Raw genomic sequence first — 15,630 nt, forward strand, 5'->3', positions numbered from 1 at the left:
TGTAGAATGACGACGACCTTTATAAAAGGTTTTCTTTCTTAACTCTCACAGTTAGACCTACAATTTGTTTTTTTGGAGAAAGATCCGTGCAAGAATACGTTCTCTGGTATCAAGAGCTTGGTATGCAAGATGTTCCTCGAGTTGGCGGTAAAAACGCGTCACTTGGTGAAATGATTTCAAACCTCGCAAACGCTGGTGTACAAGTACCGGGTGGTTTTGCAACTACCGCAGATGCTTTTAATGAGTTTCTAGATCAATCAGGACTCACCGCCAAAATTCATGACATCCTAGATACACTTGATGTTGATGATGTAAATACTCTCGCTAAAGTCGGTGCCGATATCCGCCAATGGATAATCGACACACCATTCCAACCACACCTAGATCAAGCCATTCGCGACGCATATAGCCAACTCCATGGTGATACTGCAGCAGATGTTTCATTTGCAGTACGTTCATCAGCTACCGCTGAAGATATGCCTGATGCATCATTCGCAGGCCAACAAGAAACTTTCCTTAACGTTGTTGGTATCGATTCAGTCATGGTCGCTATTAAACACGTATTTGCTTCATTATTTAACGACCGCGCAATCTCATATCGTGTTCACCAAGGTTACGATCACCGTGGTGTTGCGTTATCAGCAGGTATACAGCGCATGGTACGTTCAGATAAATCAGCATCTGGCGTAATGTTTAGTATCGATACTGAATCTGGTTTTGAAGACGTTGTATTTATTACATCAAGCTACGGCTTAGGTGAAATGGTTGTACAGGGCGCGGTTAACCCTGATGAATTTTATGTTCATAAACCAACACTCCTTAAAAACAAACCTTCAGTAGTACGTCGTAATATTGGCTCTAAAGCCATACAAATGATTTACTCAGAAGATAAAGCACATGGTAAGCAAGTAGACATCGTTGATGTTGACCCTGAGCTTTGTAATAAATTTTCGATTACAGATGAAGAAGTGCAAGATCTTGCCAAACAAGCTGTAATAATTGAAAAACATTACGGTCGTCCTATGGACATCGAATGGGCAAAAGACGGAAACGACGGTAAACTATATATAGTTCAAGCACGTCCAGAAACTGTCCGCTCAAACGAAGACTCAAACGTAATGGAACGTTTTCAATTAAATGGCACAAGTAATGTACTTGTTGAAGGCCGTGCAATTGGTCACAAAATTGGTAGCGGTGTTGTACGTGTTCTTGATTCAATCAAAGAAATGGACCAGGTACAAGTAGGCGATATTTTAGTTACCGATATGACCGACCCTGATTGGGAACCAATCATGAAACGTGCAGCAGCGATTGTTACAAATCGTGGTGGCCGTACGTGTCACGCGGCAATCATTGCACGCGAACTCGGTATTCCGGCAGTTGTTGGTTGTGGTAATGCAACTGATTTAATTAAAGCGGGACAAGAAGTAACAGTATCGTGCGCCGAAGGCGATACCGGCTTTATTTACGAAGGTATTTTAGATTTTGAAATACTAACGTCACGCGTTGATAAAATGCCAGAACTACCAATGAAAGTAATGATGAACGTGGGTAACCCCGATCGCGCCTTTGACTTTGCACGCTTACCGCATGCAGGTGTTGGCCTTGCGCGAGTTGAATTTATTATCAACCGTATGATTGGCGTTCACCCTAAAGCGTTATTAAATTTTGATGCTCAAACCGATGCATTAAAAGCAGAAATTACTGACATGATTGCCGGTTACGAATCACCAGTAGAGTTTTACATAACAAAACTGGTTGAAGGTATTTCAACGCTTGGTTGTGCTTTTGCACCGGAGCGTGTAATTGTGCGTATGTCTGATTTTAAATCAAACGAATACGCAAACCTAGTTGGTGGCCAGCAATACGAGCCAGAAGAAGAAAACCCAATGATTGGTTTTCGTGGCGCCGCACGTTATATCTCTGAAGACTTCCGCGATTGTTTTGCACTAGAATGTGAAGCTATAAAACGCGTAAGAAACGACATGGATATGGCAAACATTGAAATCATGATCCCATTCGTACGTACCCTTGAAGAAGGTAAACGCGTAATTGAATTACTAGAAGAGCATGGCCTTAAACGTGGTGAAAATGGTCTTAAAGTAATCATGATGTGTGAGCTGCCTTCAAATGCATTACTTGCTGATGAATTTTTAGACATGTTTGATGGTTTTTCTATCGGCTCTAACGATTTAACACAGTTAACGCTTGGTCTTGATCGTGATTCAGGTTTAATCGCACATTTATTTGATGAGCGTAACCCAGCAATTAAAAAACTACTTTCTATGGCAATTAAAACAGCTAAAGAAAAAGGCAAGTACGTAGGTATTTGTGGTCAAGGTCCTTCAGATCACGAAGACTTTGCAGCATGGTTAGTAGAGCAGGGTATTGACTCTGTTTCACTAAATCCAGATACAGTAATAGAAACATGGTTATACCTAGCTAAAAAATTAGCAAAGTAATAAATATGTAAGCTATAAATAGGTAAGCTATAAAAATGCCAGCAATAAATTGCTGGCATTTTTTTATACTCAATTAAAAGTAAATTAACGGGCTAATTTTTTATCTAAATAGGCACATGATTTAGTTAACGCCTTTTGACAAAATGATAAGTAATGTCGCGCTTTAGGATAGTAAAACGAAAAACACAATAAACCCGCCATAAAAAATATAAGTGAAGGGCCAGGTACAATCGCAAAAAATAATCCTAGCAAAATAAATAACACGCCACTGATCTGTAATAGTAATTTTTTCATATAACACACCTCATTACTCGTTAACTTGAGTATAATTTAAGCTGCATTAAAATCGACTAAAAGAGTGTTACAAACTGTAAAATCTTCAATTTCTATTCGCCATCACCATGATATAATTAGTCAAATGCCCTAAAATATCGCCGTCATGATAGCAACAATTACACAGCAAGATGCCGCGACAGAACTTGTCGCTAACTACCTAAATACCATTGCAAACCAAGGTTTTACCGGAGATACCGACGCAAGTTATGCAACGCGTATTACCGCTTCAACCGATAACAGTGTGTATCAGCAAATACCGCAAGGTGTTATTTTTCCAAAAAGTGAAAAAGATATTCAACTCGCACTGCAAACTGCATCTCGCGACCCATTTTTATCATTAACTTTTGGCCCTCGTGGTGGCGGAACAGGTACAAACGGTCAATCGTTAACACCAGGTATTGTTGTAGATTTGTCTCGCTATATGCGCGAAATCCTCGAAATAAATGTAGAAGAAGGCTGGGTACGCGTTCAAACTGGCGTAATAAAAGATCAACTTAATGACTTTTTAAAACCTTATGGTTTTTCTTCTCACCCGATTTATCTACTAGTAACAGGGCAACTATTGGTGGCATGATAAGTACTGACGCCTCTGGGCAAGGTTCGTTAGTTTACGGAAAAACAAGCGATCATGTTTTAGGGCTTACAACTTATTTAGTCGATGGTACACCTATGTGTACCTCACCAATAGACATCGACAAAGCAAAAATTATAGCCGAGCAAGACTCTTTAATTGGTAGTTTATATAAAACAGTTTTAGATATTTCAGTTAATGAACGCGCAGCTATTTTAGCTAAGTTTCCACGGTTAAATAGGTTTTTAACCGGCTACGACCTAGAGCATGTACTAAGTGATGACTTACTTACTTTTGACATGAGCCGACTAATAACAGGTTCAGAAGGCTCATTAGGTATAGTAACTGAAGCTAAATTAAACCTAACGCATATTGCCGAATTCAAAACGCTTATTAATATCAAGTACGATAGCTTTGACTCAGCACTTCGTCATTCACCGTTTTTAGTTGATGCACGCGCAACATCGGTAGAAACCGTAGATAGCAAAGTTTTAAACTTAGCGCGTGAAGACATCATTTGGAATTTAGTATCGGACTTAATAACCGACGTACCAAATAAAGATATGCAAGGCCTTAACATGGTCGAGTTTAATGCAGTATCAAACGATGATATAAAAGACAAAGTAGACACGCTTTGTAAACTTCTAGACGAATGCGTAGCAAATCAAACTAATGGCGTTATTGGTTATCAGTTAACCAGTGATAAAAGCGATATACTAAAAATTTACGCAATGCGTAAAAAGTCTGTGGGTTTATTAGGTAATGTGAAAGGCAGTCAAAAACCACTCGCCTTTGCAGAAGACACCGCTGTACCGCCTGAAAACTTAGCAGATTATATTGTCGAATTTAGAGCATTACTCGACAGCCATAATTTACAGTATGGTATGTTTGGCCATGTTGATGCGGGCGTTTTACATGTGCGGCCGGCACTTGATATGTGTGACCCAGAACAAGAAAAACTACTGCGAACTATTTCAGATCAGGTCGTAAAACTAACCGCTAAGTACGGCGGTTTAATGTGGGGCGAGCACGGTAAAGGTTACCGAAGTGAATATAGTCCTGAATTTTTTGGTGAGCATTTATATACGCAACTTCGAAAAATAAAAACAGCTTTCGATCCTAATAATCGTATTAACCCTGGTAAAATATGCACTCCTATCGATAGTGAAGACTCACTAGTTAGTGTGGATGGACAAAAGAGATCACACTTCGATAAGCAAATATCAATAGAAGTTAAAACCAGTTTTAACAATGCAATGACCTGTAATGGTAATGGCATATGCTTTAATTACGATGAAAATTCACCTATGTGTCCATCGTATAAAGTAACTGGCGATCGCCGTAATTCACCAAAAGGACGCGCAAGTTTAATGCGCGAATGGCTTCGTCTACAAGAGTCAAAAAATGTAGATTTGCTCGAAGTAGAAAAGCAACTTAACAAAGGTGAAGTAATCACCTGGTGGGAACGTTTTGTTCATAGCCGCGAAAAACGAAAAGGTATTTACGACTTTTCTCACGAAGTAAAAGCGTCAATGGATGAATGTTTAGCATGTAAGGCATGTACAACAGCATGCCCAATTAAAGTAGATGTACCCACTTTTCGTTCGCGCTTTTTAAATTATTATCATAGTTATTATGCACGTCCGCTAAAAGATTACCTTGTTGGTAACATAGAAAACAGCGCGCCATTAATGGCAAAGTTTGCAAAAGTTATAAACCCAATTGTTAAAACATCATTAGTAAGCAATGTTATTAAAAAAACAGTTGGCTATGTTGATACACCACAGTTAAGTATTCCTGCACTTTCAAAGCGTATTACTAAAACACAAAAATTTGATTTTGATTTATTAAATAAATTAAATGCAGAGCAACAAAGTGAATATGTATTAATAGTACAAGACCCATTTACGAGCTTTTACGAAGCAGAACTAGTAGAAAGTTTTATTACTTTAATAACCCAACTCGGCAAAAAACCAATGCTATTACCTTTTAAACCAAATGGTAAACCGCAACACGTAAAAGGTTTTTTGCATGAATTTAAAGTTACAGCTAAAAATGCAGCTGAGTTTTTAAATAAATTAAATGATATTAATGCACCGCTAGTCGGTTTAGATGCTTCACTCGTTATGTGCTACCGCGATGAATATAATACAATTTTAGAAAATAACCGTGGTGAATTTAACGTGCAACTTGCCCATGAATGGCTCGAAACACAATCGTTTAAAACACTCAGTGCAAAGCAAAATACAGATACCGAATTTACATTACTGAGTCACTGTACTGAAACAACTGCACTGCCAAAAGCGGCAAATGTTTGGCAAACAATTTTCAGTGATATTGGTTTAACATTAAAAACAACAAATACAGGTTGCTGTGGAATGGCGGGAACTTATGGTCACGAAGCACAAAATCAGGATAACTCACGTGCACTTTACGAAATGAGTTGGAAACCAATTGTAGATAAAAATAAACCAGAGCAACTTTTATCTACGGGCTTTTCTTGTCGTAGCCAAGTTAAACGTTTTGAAAAGTTTAAACCAAAACACCCAATTGAATTACTCGCACAGGTACTTAGCTAATAAAAGTTAAAAAAAGGCGTAACTTAAAAATAAGTTACGCCTTTTTTTATTTATACCCATTCGCTTAATTAAATGATCGTTTTTGAGGCTGGAAAAACGCCTTGATACCTCGGCAAAAAATTCACTAATTTTTATAAAAGCTATTTAGATTTTTTAGCGAAACTGTCTGCAATTGGCTTTGTACTTATACCGTGAATAAATACACTAAACAAAATAGTCGTCATTGCTATTGTCGCTATTTGATATTTGTTTTCTATTTGCGTATCTATCACCATCAATGTAAAAACAATTGATGCTAATCCTCTTGGTCCAAACCACGCAAATGTAAAACGCTCTTTAATACTCAATGCCGTAAACTGCAGAGACAGCATAACTGGGATTATTCTAATCAATGTTGTACTTAACAAAGCGTAAATTATAATTTCAGTATTTAATTTAGGAATAACTAAGTAAGCACAAACAAACCCGAACAAGCACCAAATCATTAACGATGTGAAATCTGCGATATGCTCTGAGTCTTCAATTAATTCTGTTCTAACTTCTTCGGTCGAAAATTTATCAAATAATAAACCGGCAATAAACACCGCAATAAATCCACTGCCATGAAAATACTGAGTGACAGAAAAAACAGCCATAGCAAAACCGAGTAATAAAAACGGACTGGTATTTTGTGCAAAGTAATGACGTTTCATTGCAAAGTTTAAACTCGGTATAAAAACAGCAATACTTGTAATAGCTATTAATAAAGCCAAGCCAAGCTCTCGTCCAAACACACTTAATGTTTGTGTTGCTGTAATAGCTGAATCAGGATTTTTAGCGAGTAATATAAATATTAAAAATATGGGTACGCATAATCCATCGTTCAAACCACTTTCAGTATTTATTCCTTCGCGTATTTTTTCAGGCACTTGTGTACTTGCTAGTAACCCTTTACTTAATGCCGCATCAGTAGGTGTTAAAATAATAGCGAGCAAAGCCGCTTGAATAAGTGAAAGCTCAGCAAAGAAAAATAAAGCAACAGCAATACCGAGTAATAAAGTTAAGGGTAGGGCAACAAACAACAGTAAACTAGGATACTGAAAACTATGCCTTAATACACTTAGCTTTGATTTAGCTGCATCAGAAAATAAAAATATACATAGCGTAAGCTCTATAAATGGTAATAAAAGATCAACGCCTTCTTTTATTTTATCCCCTTCGTTGGGTAGCATAAAAGCTAAACATATTCCGCCAACAACAAAAAACATTGGGCCTGTTACTTCTGTTTTTTCTAACTGGCGAAGTGTTAAAGAATAAATTAAAAATAATCCGCCTATAAATGCTATTACTAAATACTCCATTAAATTTTCCTTTTAAGTCCTGATTTTGCTCGCTCTTTAATATTTGTTTGAATATAAATTTGATCGGTAGTCGCAATTTTAGAATGACCTAAATCTTCTGATAAATGTTTGAGCGGTCTGGTTTGTGCATCATGTGTTGCACCAGTATGACGAAGCCAATGCGCAGTTGCAGCGCCAAGTTGTTCAGCATCATCTTTAAAACCATCATCGAGTAATGATTGCTGTGCATAATCAAAACTTTGTTGTACTAAACGCCTAATTTGCCTTACGGTCATACCACCTTGCCCGCGAATTTTATGAACCAAAGGATCTGACTCATCAACACGGGGAAGGGCAGGTAAACCTCTGTATAGTCTATAACGTTTTAAATATTCAACAAAATCATCGCTTAAGGTTACATCTCGTAATTTATTACCTTTTCCCATTATCCGTAAAAACCAAAAACCATCATTATCTTGCCAAAAATGAGACATCACCGGCGACCATTGTGGGCGCTCAGATAATTCTGAAATTCGTAAATAAAGACCTTTTAAGCAGGCAAGCGTAAATAAATTTCGCTCTAAATCAGGGTTATGTTCGCATAAATCACGCGTTACACCAAAAACGTATTCCCATTGAATATCGCTTAATGTGTCTGGAATTTGAATTTGTGATTGAACAACTAAGTACGGACTATTTTTTTTAACAACAGGGACAAAGTTAGCAAATGTTTTTTCTTCTAGTAGGGCAAACTTATAAAACACATTTAATGCTGTAAACATAGACGATAAAGTTTGTTGGCTGGCAGTTGATTCTTTAAGCATAAAAGGGCGCCAGTTTTGATTTAATCTACGAATTCCTTGTTCATCTTTATAACGCCATTGCACTGAAGTTGCAGCCCATGCTTTATCGGGTTCGACCATAAAATCAACGTAAGCTTCAATATCTTCACGTTTTAAATCAAATACTGATTTTTCTGCTATTAACCACGACCATAAATAAAAGCGTTCAAGCTCATTTCGAAAACGACTATAAGTGGCTTCTGACTTTCGGCCATAAACATATAAAAACTGATACAAGAATGTCAGATCGGCTTTTGATTCAGTTACAGTCAAGCCAATTTCCTGTATAAAGGATGCAAGTTCTGGGTATTCTGAATTGAGAGTACCGTCATCTAGATGGGCAATTTGATATCTTAATTGTTTTAACGTATCAACCAAAGCAACAAGCATAATGTATAAATATTCAATTAAATAATAGACTTACAGAATAACGTTAAAGTCCGATACTGTCTAGTATTGGACATAGTAAAGCTCTAATTATTTTAATACCATGATTATTCTATGGTTGTTGGTTGCTATATCTTATTAAGGAAAAATCATGAAAAAACTAATTATACTAAGTGTACTTGCTTTAACTGTTACGTTAACTGGGTGTGCTACTACAGGTAGTGCATCGCCAAGCGAAAAACGTTCACTTGTACAAAGTATGAAAACAAACACATTAGATAAATTATACGCTGAAAAACCTGATGTTAAAAAACAAATTGCTAACTCTGCTGGTTATGCTGTATTCGATAACGCGAATGTAAATGTAGTGCTTGCTAGCTTTGGCGGTGGTTACGGTGTTGTTAGAAATAATCTTACAGGTAAATCAACTTACATGAATATGGGTGAAGCCGGTTTAGGACTTGGTTTAGGCGTTAAAGATTTTAACGTTGTAATGGTTTTTCATAACCAAGCTGCACTAAATAGATTTATTGAACATGGTTGGGCTTTTGGCGGAAACGCTGATGCAGCAGCTAAATATGAAGATAAAGGTGGTGCTTTGGTTGCCGAAGCGATTGCAGATCAAGTTACTGTATATTCTGTAACCGAAAACGGCCTTGCACTACAAGCTGTATTAAAAGGTACTAAGTTTTGGGTTGATTCAGAGCTTAATTAACCACCAAATTACTCTCCTAAAAGCGAGGTGGTTTGTATAATCACGCTCGCTTTATTAAAACCAATGCAATTTAACATAACGTAATTTATGGGCTGAACCTAAGTATTTACACCTAAACAGAAAAATATACTTTTGGTAAGTTACTTTCTGAAACATATTTGTTATTTGCGTATTGAAACTAAAAATGGGAAAATTATAAGGATGTCTAAATTATATATACAAAAACAGTATGTGTTTTAGAAAAATAAAATTTAGTGATTTTAATCATTACTTACTAACAAGGAAATAGTTGTGTTATTTGAATGGGATGATAATAAAAATAGTAAAAATATAGATAAGCATGGTATCGATTTCAATGATGCTGTGACTATATTTGATGATGATGAAAGAATTGAAGCTATAGATGACCGTAATGATTATGGTGAAGAGCGGATACAAGTTATTGGAGAAGCTAAGCCCGGTGTTTTAATGGTTGTCTATACATGGAGAAAAAGTGGTACTTCAAGGCGAATGATTTCTGCTAGAACTGCCAGTCAAAAAGAACGTGTTGTGTATCAAAGTATGAAAGCGAGATAAATTTATGTCAGAAACTCATATTAAAAGAAACAAAGATGACTCTGTAGATGGAAAGACTGACTACGAGCGCCTAAAAAAAATGACTGAAGGTGAGATCGAGGAAAATGCAAAAGATGATCCCGATGCTCCACTCTTAACAGATGAAGAACTGAAAAAATTCAAAAAAGTTAAAAAATCAAAGGATTGATAATGGAAAATAAAATTACTAAAAATTATATCAAGGGCAATAAATCTACGGGCAAGACTAACTGGTCAACTGTAGTAGTAAGTTCTAACGAGCCGAAAATAGATGAGGAAAATCCCGAATTAGTTGGTAAAAAACAATTTAAGAAAGTAATAAAAAATAAATAAAGAGCGCTTTATGAAAGTGCTTAATTTGTACAACAGTTATCATTTCGACAATATTATTTCTAAATTAATACACTAAAATAAAAGGGCTTTCTGCCCTTTTATTATTAATAGCAGACCGTAATTTATGGGCTTATAGTTCATATCCACCTCAATTTGCTATAGAACAATAATTCTAAAGTTTTCATTCAGTGTAAATTACCAATACTATTTAATATCAAACTTTAAGTTATTTAATTTCTTGTCAAACGTCTCAGCCAATTTCTCAGTTTCACTAAAAACGGTATTCCAATATTTAATACGTGTATCTGCATCAAGATCGGTAAAGTCATTCCTATCTGGAATTTTTCCGTACGGTAAGCTTGCTACAAATTCTTTTGATGGAGTAATCATCACAACGTTATCGTAATTAAGTGGTGATACTTTGCGTTTTAAATTTTTATCGAACCACCCTGCTTTTGGCTCTGAATTAAAATGCGGATATAAAATTAAGCCTGGGTTATTAATTTTTAAGTCAAAGTGGTAATCAATTATTCCGCCATCGCGATATATTCCTTGCGGCGAGCCTGCAATATTTTTTATGCCTTGCATAACAAGTGGTATTGAACCCGATGCAAGTAACGCGTCTTTTAAATTATTTTGAGTAAGCGCTATGTTTTGCGTTTTAAAATTGTAGCTGTCGGTAATTGATAAGTCACTTGTTGCTGGGCCAAATATAAAACGCTCATACTGCGAGCCTAATAATTTTCGGTTAACGCGGTTTAGCATATAACTTTTTGATAAACCCAGTAGTTGTATAAATTTATTTTCGCTGGCAATAAAGCCATTTGATTTTGCCACTATAAAGTGTGCTTTAAATACGGGGTTATTTATAATTTCGGTTACGCCGTTATCGCCAAAAACATCTTCAAGTAATGCGCGCGCTTTTATTGTTATTTCATTTTGTGTTGGTTTATTACTAGAGTATCGGGTTTGCGAATACGATTTTGCTAATCGCTCAATGGCAGCAACGGGATCGTTTTGTGCAAAACACGCTGAGCGAAAAGCGCCAGCAGATGACCCAATTAAATTAAGTGGTTGGGTACGGTTTTTAAAAAATTCACCAAAAATATACTTATCCAACCCAAATAATGTAAACCACTTTGGCCCACCACTTGCGCCTAAAAATGAGGTGAAAAGTTCAGGTTTAAAGCCCTGTTCGTTAATAATTTTAGCCGCTGTTTTCCCTGCGTGAATCTCGATCATCTAAAAACGTGTACCTTTTATTTTGGTTGCTTCTGTTATTTTCACAATACTGAAAGTGAATACTTATGCAAAACAAAAAGCGATTTTATGTTGCCATAAAACCGCTTTTTATAGTTAAGTGTGCTGAATTAGTCCCAAATGCCGTCTTCGCATTTGCCCTGTACTTTTACATCTTTTACTTTAAATTCGGGCTCTAAACCTTTGTCTCTTTGTGCGTGGTAATCGCTCGTGACAGACAAAATAGTCGGCGTTAACAGTATAATAGCGATAACGTTAACCACTGTCATTAACCCTAAGGCAATATCGGCTAAATCCCAGACTTCTTTTAATGTGGCCGATGCGCCCCACAACATCATTGATAAATAAAGCAAAGTGTAAATGCCGCGCCCTACTTTGTTGTCGAGCTTAAATAAGTGCAAGTTGCTCTCTGCATAGGCGTAGTTTGCCACCACCGATGTAAAAGCAAATAAGGTAATAGCGGCTGCGACAAAATAAACACCACCTTGTGCTAAATGAGCAGTCATCGCGCTTTGTGTTAAACGAATGCCTTCCATTTCACCGCTTATGTCTATATCGGCTAATAAAATGATCACCGCGGTACAGCTACACAGTACGATTGTATCGAAAAATACGCCTAGCATTTGTATGTAACCTTGCGTTACAGGGTGATTAGGAATTGGGCTGGCACTTGCTGAAGCATGCGGCACACTACCTGCACCGGCCTCATTAGAATATAAACCACGTTGAATACCGTTTTTAATGGCAGCGCCCATTGCACCGGCGCCTGCTTCTTGTAAACCAAACGCTGATAAAAATATATCTTTAAGCATGGCGGGTACTTGCGTAAAATTTATAATCGTAATAATAACGGCGGCAAGTACAAATACAATGCCCATTATTGGCACAACACGCTCTGCAAATCGGGCAATTGCTTTAAAGCCACCGAGTATAATTGAGCCTGCTAGTACGGTAATAACCAGGCCTGAATAAAATGTAGGAACTTCAAACGCGTAGTTAAGTGCGTCGGTAATTGTGTTAGTTTGCATTGCGCTAAACGTAAAGCCGTAACCTAAAAACAAACACGCGGCAAACATAATGGCAAACGCCCGGCTACCCAAACCTTGTTGAATATAATACGCAGGGCCGCCTCTAAACTCGCCGCCACTATCACGCACTTTATATACTTGCCCAAGTACACTTTCGGCAAAGCCTGTAGCCATACCCAATATGGCTATTACCCACATCCAAAATATAGCGCCGCTGCCGCCAAGTGAAATTGCAACCGCCACACCGGCTAAATTACCAGTACCTACTCGTGCGCAAAGCCCTGTACACAATGCTTGGAATGATGAAATGTCGTTTTTTTTACATTTGCTACTGCCTTTTAAAAGGCTAAACATATGTTTAAATTTAAGTATTTGAATTGCTTTTAGTCGTACTGAAAACCATACCCCCGTAAACAAGAGTATATAAATAAGTACTTGCCCTTCTCCCCATAAAAGGTTGTTTACGCTTTTGACGACGGTATCGAACATTGCTAATTCCTTCTTATATTTTTTATATTAATACCCTTTTTTGGGTATAACGGCATTTGCTTACGACATCGACTAAAAATTTAATGCAAATAAGGCAGCTAAGCTGCCTTAAAACTATACATTATTTATTTTGCAAATGAACTCCTGCAATCATGCACCTAACTGAGCCACCAGCCGACTCAATAGTCGGTATTGGTAATGGCACAAGCTTAGCCGTTTTTTGTATAACTGTTATTTGTGCCGGTTTAAGTGCATTAAACGCAGTTTGCGATAAGGCTAAAATACGACCATTTTTACCTTGTAGCTCAATAGCATTGCCACAAAAGTTATTAATTTGCTCAAGCGTTAAATCGATCACTTGATGATGGCTTTTTAAAAAATGTTTAGCTAACTGTGCACGTTGTTCAATTGGCACCATATTTAAACTGATCATTACAAATTTTGTAGCAATACACATTAAAACATTAGTGTGATAAACCGCAGTTCCTTGTTCGTCATATGCGTTAAACACTATGGGTGATAGTTTTAATTGCTCACATATTGTATTAACCACCGACTTGGTAGTTCTTTTTGATTCTACCGCGTAAGCGAGTTTATTTTGATGATCGATAACCAGTGAACCAGTGCCTTCAAGGAATGAATTTTCTTTCGATAAAAATGAATAATCAGTCACTGAAGACACTTTATAGTGATCCGTTAAAAAATCAATAATATCTTTTCGATATTCTAACCTTCTGTTTTCTACAAACATTGGATAGATTATTAATTGGCCACTTTGATGAGTTGAAAACCAATTGTTAGGAAAAACTGAATCGGGAGTGCGTGTTTGCTCATCTTCAAAAAGGTGAACTGTTACCCCTTCATTTTTTAATATTTGTACGGCATTAGTCACTTCTTTAAATGCTTGTTCACTTTGATTTTGTGCTAAGCATTCACTTTGAAATGCGTTATCGAGCATTGTGTGGGGGTTAGATGTAAAGTGGTGTGGCCTTACCATCACTACAGCATTGGGGGCTTGGTTTACTTCGATCATGCCACGTGCTCTTTTACTAATGGTTGTTCACTAAGCACTGAAAATAAATTACGAGGGTCCGCTTGTTGTGTAATTAAATCAAGCAAAGCAAACTCGCCCGTTTTAATTAACTCATCGCGTATAAATACCAGTGCGGTAAAGTCTTCGCTCGCAAAGCCAACGCCGTCAAAAATGGTTAATTCATCTTGGCTAGTACGCCCAAGCGACTGCTTATTAATAACTTTATGAAACTCAGTTACTGTAAAGCTTGGACTCATTTGTTGAATTTCGCCCTCTATTCGAGTTTGTGGCTCGTACTCAACAAATACATTAGCACGCTCAAGCAATCTAGCATCTAACTCTGTTTTACCTGGGCAATCACCACCTATGGCATTAATGTGCACACCTTGTGGGATCATGTCATTTGTTAAAATAGTGGCGTTAGTTTTATCAGCAGTACAGGTAGTGATAATATCTGCACCTTTTACTGCCTCTTGTACACTATTACAAATAGTCACGTTTAATCCGCATGCACTTAAATTAGCAAATACTTTTTTAGAGGCGCTTTTATCTATATCGTATAAACGAATATGCGTAATACCTAGTACCGCTTTAAAAGCGAGTGCCTGAAACTCTGATTGAGCACCGTTGCCTATTAAAGTAAGGGTTGTCGAGTTTTTAGGTGCTAAATATTTAGCTACCATTGCAGAAGTTGCGGCTGTACGTAGTGCTGTTAGTAAACACATTTCGCTTATCATAACCGGATAGCCACTATCTACATCGGCTAAAATACCAAATGCAGCGACTGTTTGAAGTTCTCTAAAGATGTTTTTTGGGTGACCATTTACATATTTACAGCTGAACATTTGGCCATCACTCACTGGCATTAGCTCTATTACACCCTCTGGTGAGTGTGCTGCATACCTAGGTGACTTATCAAACTCTGTCCAACGGGCAAAGTCGGTTTCTAATTTATGTGTTAGATCTAGCAAAACGTTTTCGACCCCTAAGCTATTTATAAGCTTAGCCATTGCCTGAACGCTAACAAATGGAACGCCTTGTTTTGGCTGTGCTATAAAATGACTCATGTTGAAACCTCTTGAATAAATGTATTAGTTAATTTAAAACAAGTTTAGCGAGGCTACGTGCTATTTAATATGGCAATTAATTACACAAATAGTACTGATTTTTATCATTTTGCTATGCAGTTATGTACAATTTATGTATTTTGGTCAGTAACTTCTTTTAAAGGTTTGATTTATGACTCCCTATATTTATGACTCTCTTGATAATGCTTTAATAGCAGAATTACGAAAAGACGGCCGCGCTTCTATTTCAGCTTTAGCCGGTTCTTTAAATGTATCACGCGGGACAGTGCAAAATAGGTTAGACAGATTAGTTAGCTCAGGCGCTATATTAGGGTTTACTGTACGCGTTCACGAACACATAGAAACAGAAGCCGTGCGCGCAATTATGATGATAGAAGTCGTTGGTAAATCTACCTCACAAGTAATTAAAACAATGCGCGGAATACCCGAGCTTATAAAATTACACACCACCAATGGTGCATGGGATTTAGTTGCAGAGCTTCAAGCTGCAAACTTAAGTGAGTTTGATGGAGTGTTAAGGCAAGTACGCGAAATTGACGGTATTTTAAATAGTGAAACAAGCATATTGCTTTCATCAACTTAAGTTATTTTTAA

At 37.1% G+C, this 15,630-nt stretch carries 13 protein-coding genes and 1 pseudogene; 7 read left to right on the top strand and 7 right to left on the bottom strand.

Going from position 1 to position 15,630, the window contains the following annotated elements; all coding sequences use genetic code 11:
* Positions 1-86 precede the first annotated feature (86 nt).
* On the top strand, positions 87-2,462 hold the full coding sequence (ppsA, locus tag P4S71_RS03840) for a phosphoenolpyruvate synthase (RefSeq protein WP_337150126.1): 2,376 nt from the start codon (positions 87-89) through the stop codon (positions 2,460-2,462).
* Between the two features lie 84 nt (positions 2,463-2,546).
* Here ppsA and P4S71_RS03845 read toward each other — a convergent pair whose 3' ends face one another.
* A complete protein-coding gene (locus P4S71_RS03845; RefSeq protein WP_007583189.1) occupies positions 2,547-2,756 on the bottom strand; it encodes a PGPGW domain-containing protein in 210 nt (69 codons plus the stop codon).
* 145 nt (positions 2,757-2,901) lie between these two features.
* Here P4S71_RS03845 and ydiJ point away from each other — a divergent pair.
* Positions 2,902-5,948 (top strand): annotated as a pseudogene (gene ydiJ, locus P4S71_RS03850) (D-2-hydroxyglutarate dehydrogenase YdiJ).
* Between the two features lie 140 nt (positions 5,949-6,088).
* Here ydiJ and P4S71_RS03855 read toward each other — a convergent pair.
* Positions 6,089-7,288 carry a cation:proton antiporter gene (locus tag P4S71_RS03855; RefSeq protein WP_337150127.1) on the bottom strand — a complete coding sequence of 400 codons (1,200 nt, stop codon included), beginning with the start codon at positions 7,286-7,288 and terminating at the stop codon, positions 6,089-6,091.
* Positions 7,288-8,499, bottom strand: coding sequence for a tyrosine-type recombinase/integrase (locus P4S71_RS03860; RefSeq protein ID WP_008138992.1), 1,212 nt, complete (start codon positions 8,497-8,499; stop codon positions 7,288-7,290). Before P4S71_RS03860 ends, P4S71_RS03855 begins: the two co-directional genes overlap by 1 nt.
* Positions 8,500-8,647: 148 nt before the next feature.
* On the opposite strand from P4S71_RS03860, the gene P4S71_RS03865 reads away from it, so the two are divergent.
* From P4S71_RS03865 to P4S71_RS03880, 4 genes are all read left to right on the top strand, one after another.
* Positions 8,648-9,211 (top strand): YSC84-related protein, encoded by a 564-nt coding sequence (locus tag P4S71_RS03865; protein WP_337150128.1) that lies wholly within the window; start codon positions 8,648-8,650, stop codon positions 9,209-9,211.
* Positions 9,212-9,502: 291 nt separating this feature from the next.
* Complete coding sequence (locus P4S71_RS03870) at positions 9,503-9,787, top strand: BrnT family toxin (protein WP_008138995.1); 285 nt, start codon at positions 9,503-9,505, stop codon at positions 9,785-9,787.
* A gap of 4 nt (positions 9,788-9,791) precedes the next feature.
* Positions 9,792-9,974, top strand: coding sequence for a hypothetical protein (locus tag P4S71_RS03875; RefSeq protein ID WP_008138997.1), 183 nt, complete (start codon positions 9,792-9,794; stop codon positions 9,972-9,974).
* 2 nt (positions 9,975-9,976) lie between these two features.
* Positions 9,977-10,138 (top strand): hypothetical protein, encoded by a 162-nt coding sequence (locus P4S71_RS03880; RefSeq protein ID WP_008139000.1) that lies wholly within the window; start codon positions 9,977-9,979, stop codon positions 10,136-10,138.
* 204 nt (positions 10,139-10,342) lie between these two features.
* On the opposite strand, the gene P4S71_RS03885 is transcribed toward P4S71_RS03880, so the two are convergent.
* From P4S71_RS03885 to P4S71_RS03900, 4 genes are all read right to left on the bottom strand, one after another.
* On the bottom strand, positions 10,343-11,380 hold the full coding sequence (locus P4S71_RS03885; RefSeq protein ID WP_337150129.1) for a patatin-like phospholipase family protein: 1,038 nt from the start codon (positions 11,378-11,380) through the stop codon (positions 10,343-10,345).
* A 128-nt stretch (positions 11,381-11,508) separates the two neighbouring features.
* The gene (locus P4S71_RS03890) at positions 11,509-12,915 is read right to left on the bottom strand and encodes an alanine/glycine:cation symporter family protein (protein WP_096794639.1); all 1,407 of its coding nucleotides are present in this window, start codon (positions 12,913-12,915) and stop codon (positions 11,509-11,511) included.
* A gap of 121 nt (positions 12,916-13,036) precedes the next feature.
* Positions 13,037-13,948, bottom strand: coding sequence for a citrulline utilization hydrolase CtlX (gene ctlX, locus P4S71_RS03895; protein WP_337150130.1), 912 nt, complete (start codon positions 13,946-13,948; stop codon positions 13,037-13,039).
* Complete coding sequence (locus tag P4S71_RS03900; RefSeq protein ID WP_337150131.1) at positions 13,945-15,015, bottom strand: ornithine cyclodeaminase; 1,071 nt, start codon at positions 15,013-15,015, stop codon at positions 13,945-13,947. Before P4S71_RS03900 ends, ctlX begins: the two co-directional genes overlap by 4 nt.
* Before the next feature lie 172 nt (positions 15,016-15,187).
* On the opposite strand from P4S71_RS03900, the gene P4S71_RS03905 reads away from it, so the two are divergent.
* Positions 15,188-15,619 carry an Lrp/AsnC family transcriptional regulator gene (locus tag P4S71_RS03905; RefSeq protein WP_007377579.1) on the top strand — a complete coding sequence of 144 codons (432 nt, stop codon included), beginning with the start codon at positions 15,188-15,190 and terminating at the stop codon, positions 15,617-15,619.
* Positions 15,620-15,630 lie beyond the last annotated feature (11 nt).

The organism is Pseudoalteromonas sp. B62, from assembly GCF_037162565.1.
Taxonomy (GTDB): Bacteria; Pseudomonadota; Gammaproteobacteria; order Enterobacterales; family Alteromonadaceae; genus Pseudoalteromonas; species Pseudoalteromonas fuliginea.

Excerpts from the sequence above, each read along its gene's own strand:
- P4S71_RS03845 (WP_007583189.1), bottom strand. The coding sequence starts at position 2,756 with ATGAAAAAATTACTATTACAGATCAGTGGCGTGTTATTTATTTTGCTA.
- P4S71_RS03855 (WP_337150127.1), bottom strand. The coding sequence starts at position 7,288 with ATGGAGTATTTAGTAATAGCATTTATAGGCGGATTATTTTTAATTTAT.
- P4S71_RS03860 (WP_008138992.1), bottom strand. The coding sequence starts at position 8,499 with ATGCTTGTTGCTTTGGTTGATACGTTAAAACAATTAAGATATCAAATT.
- P4S71_RS03865 (WP_337150128.1), top strand. The coding sequence starts at position 8,648 with ATGAAAAAACTAATTATACTAAGTGTACTTGCTTTAACTGTTACGTTA.
- P4S71_RS03875 (WP_008138997.1), top strand. The coding sequence starts at position 9,792 with ATGTCAGAAACTCATATTAAAAGAAACAAAGATGACTCTGTAGATGGA.
- P4S71_RS03880 (WP_008139000.1), top strand. The coding sequence starts at position 9,977 with ATGGAAAATAAAATTACTAAAAATTATATCAAGGGCAATAAATCTACG.
- P4S71_RS03885 (WP_337150129.1), bottom strand. The coding sequence starts at position 11,380 with ATGATCGAGATTCACGCAGGGAAAACAGCGGCTAAAATTATTAACGAA.
- P4S71_RS03890 (WP_096794639.1), bottom strand. The coding sequence starts at position 12,915 with ATGTTCGATACCGTCGTCAAAAGCGTAAACAACCTTTTATGGGGAGAA.
- ctlX (WP_337150130.1), bottom strand. The coding sequence starts at position 13,948 with ATGATCGAAGTAAACCAAGCCCCCAATGCTGTAGTGATGGTAAGGCCA.
- P4S71_RS03900 (WP_337150131.1), bottom strand. The coding sequence starts at position 15,015 with ATGAGTCATTTTATAGCACAGCCAAAACAAGGCGTTCCATTTGTTAGC.
- P4S71_RS03905 (WP_007377579.1), top strand. The coding sequence starts at position 15,188 with ATGACTCCCTATATTTATGACTCTCTTGATAATGCTTTAATAGCAGAA.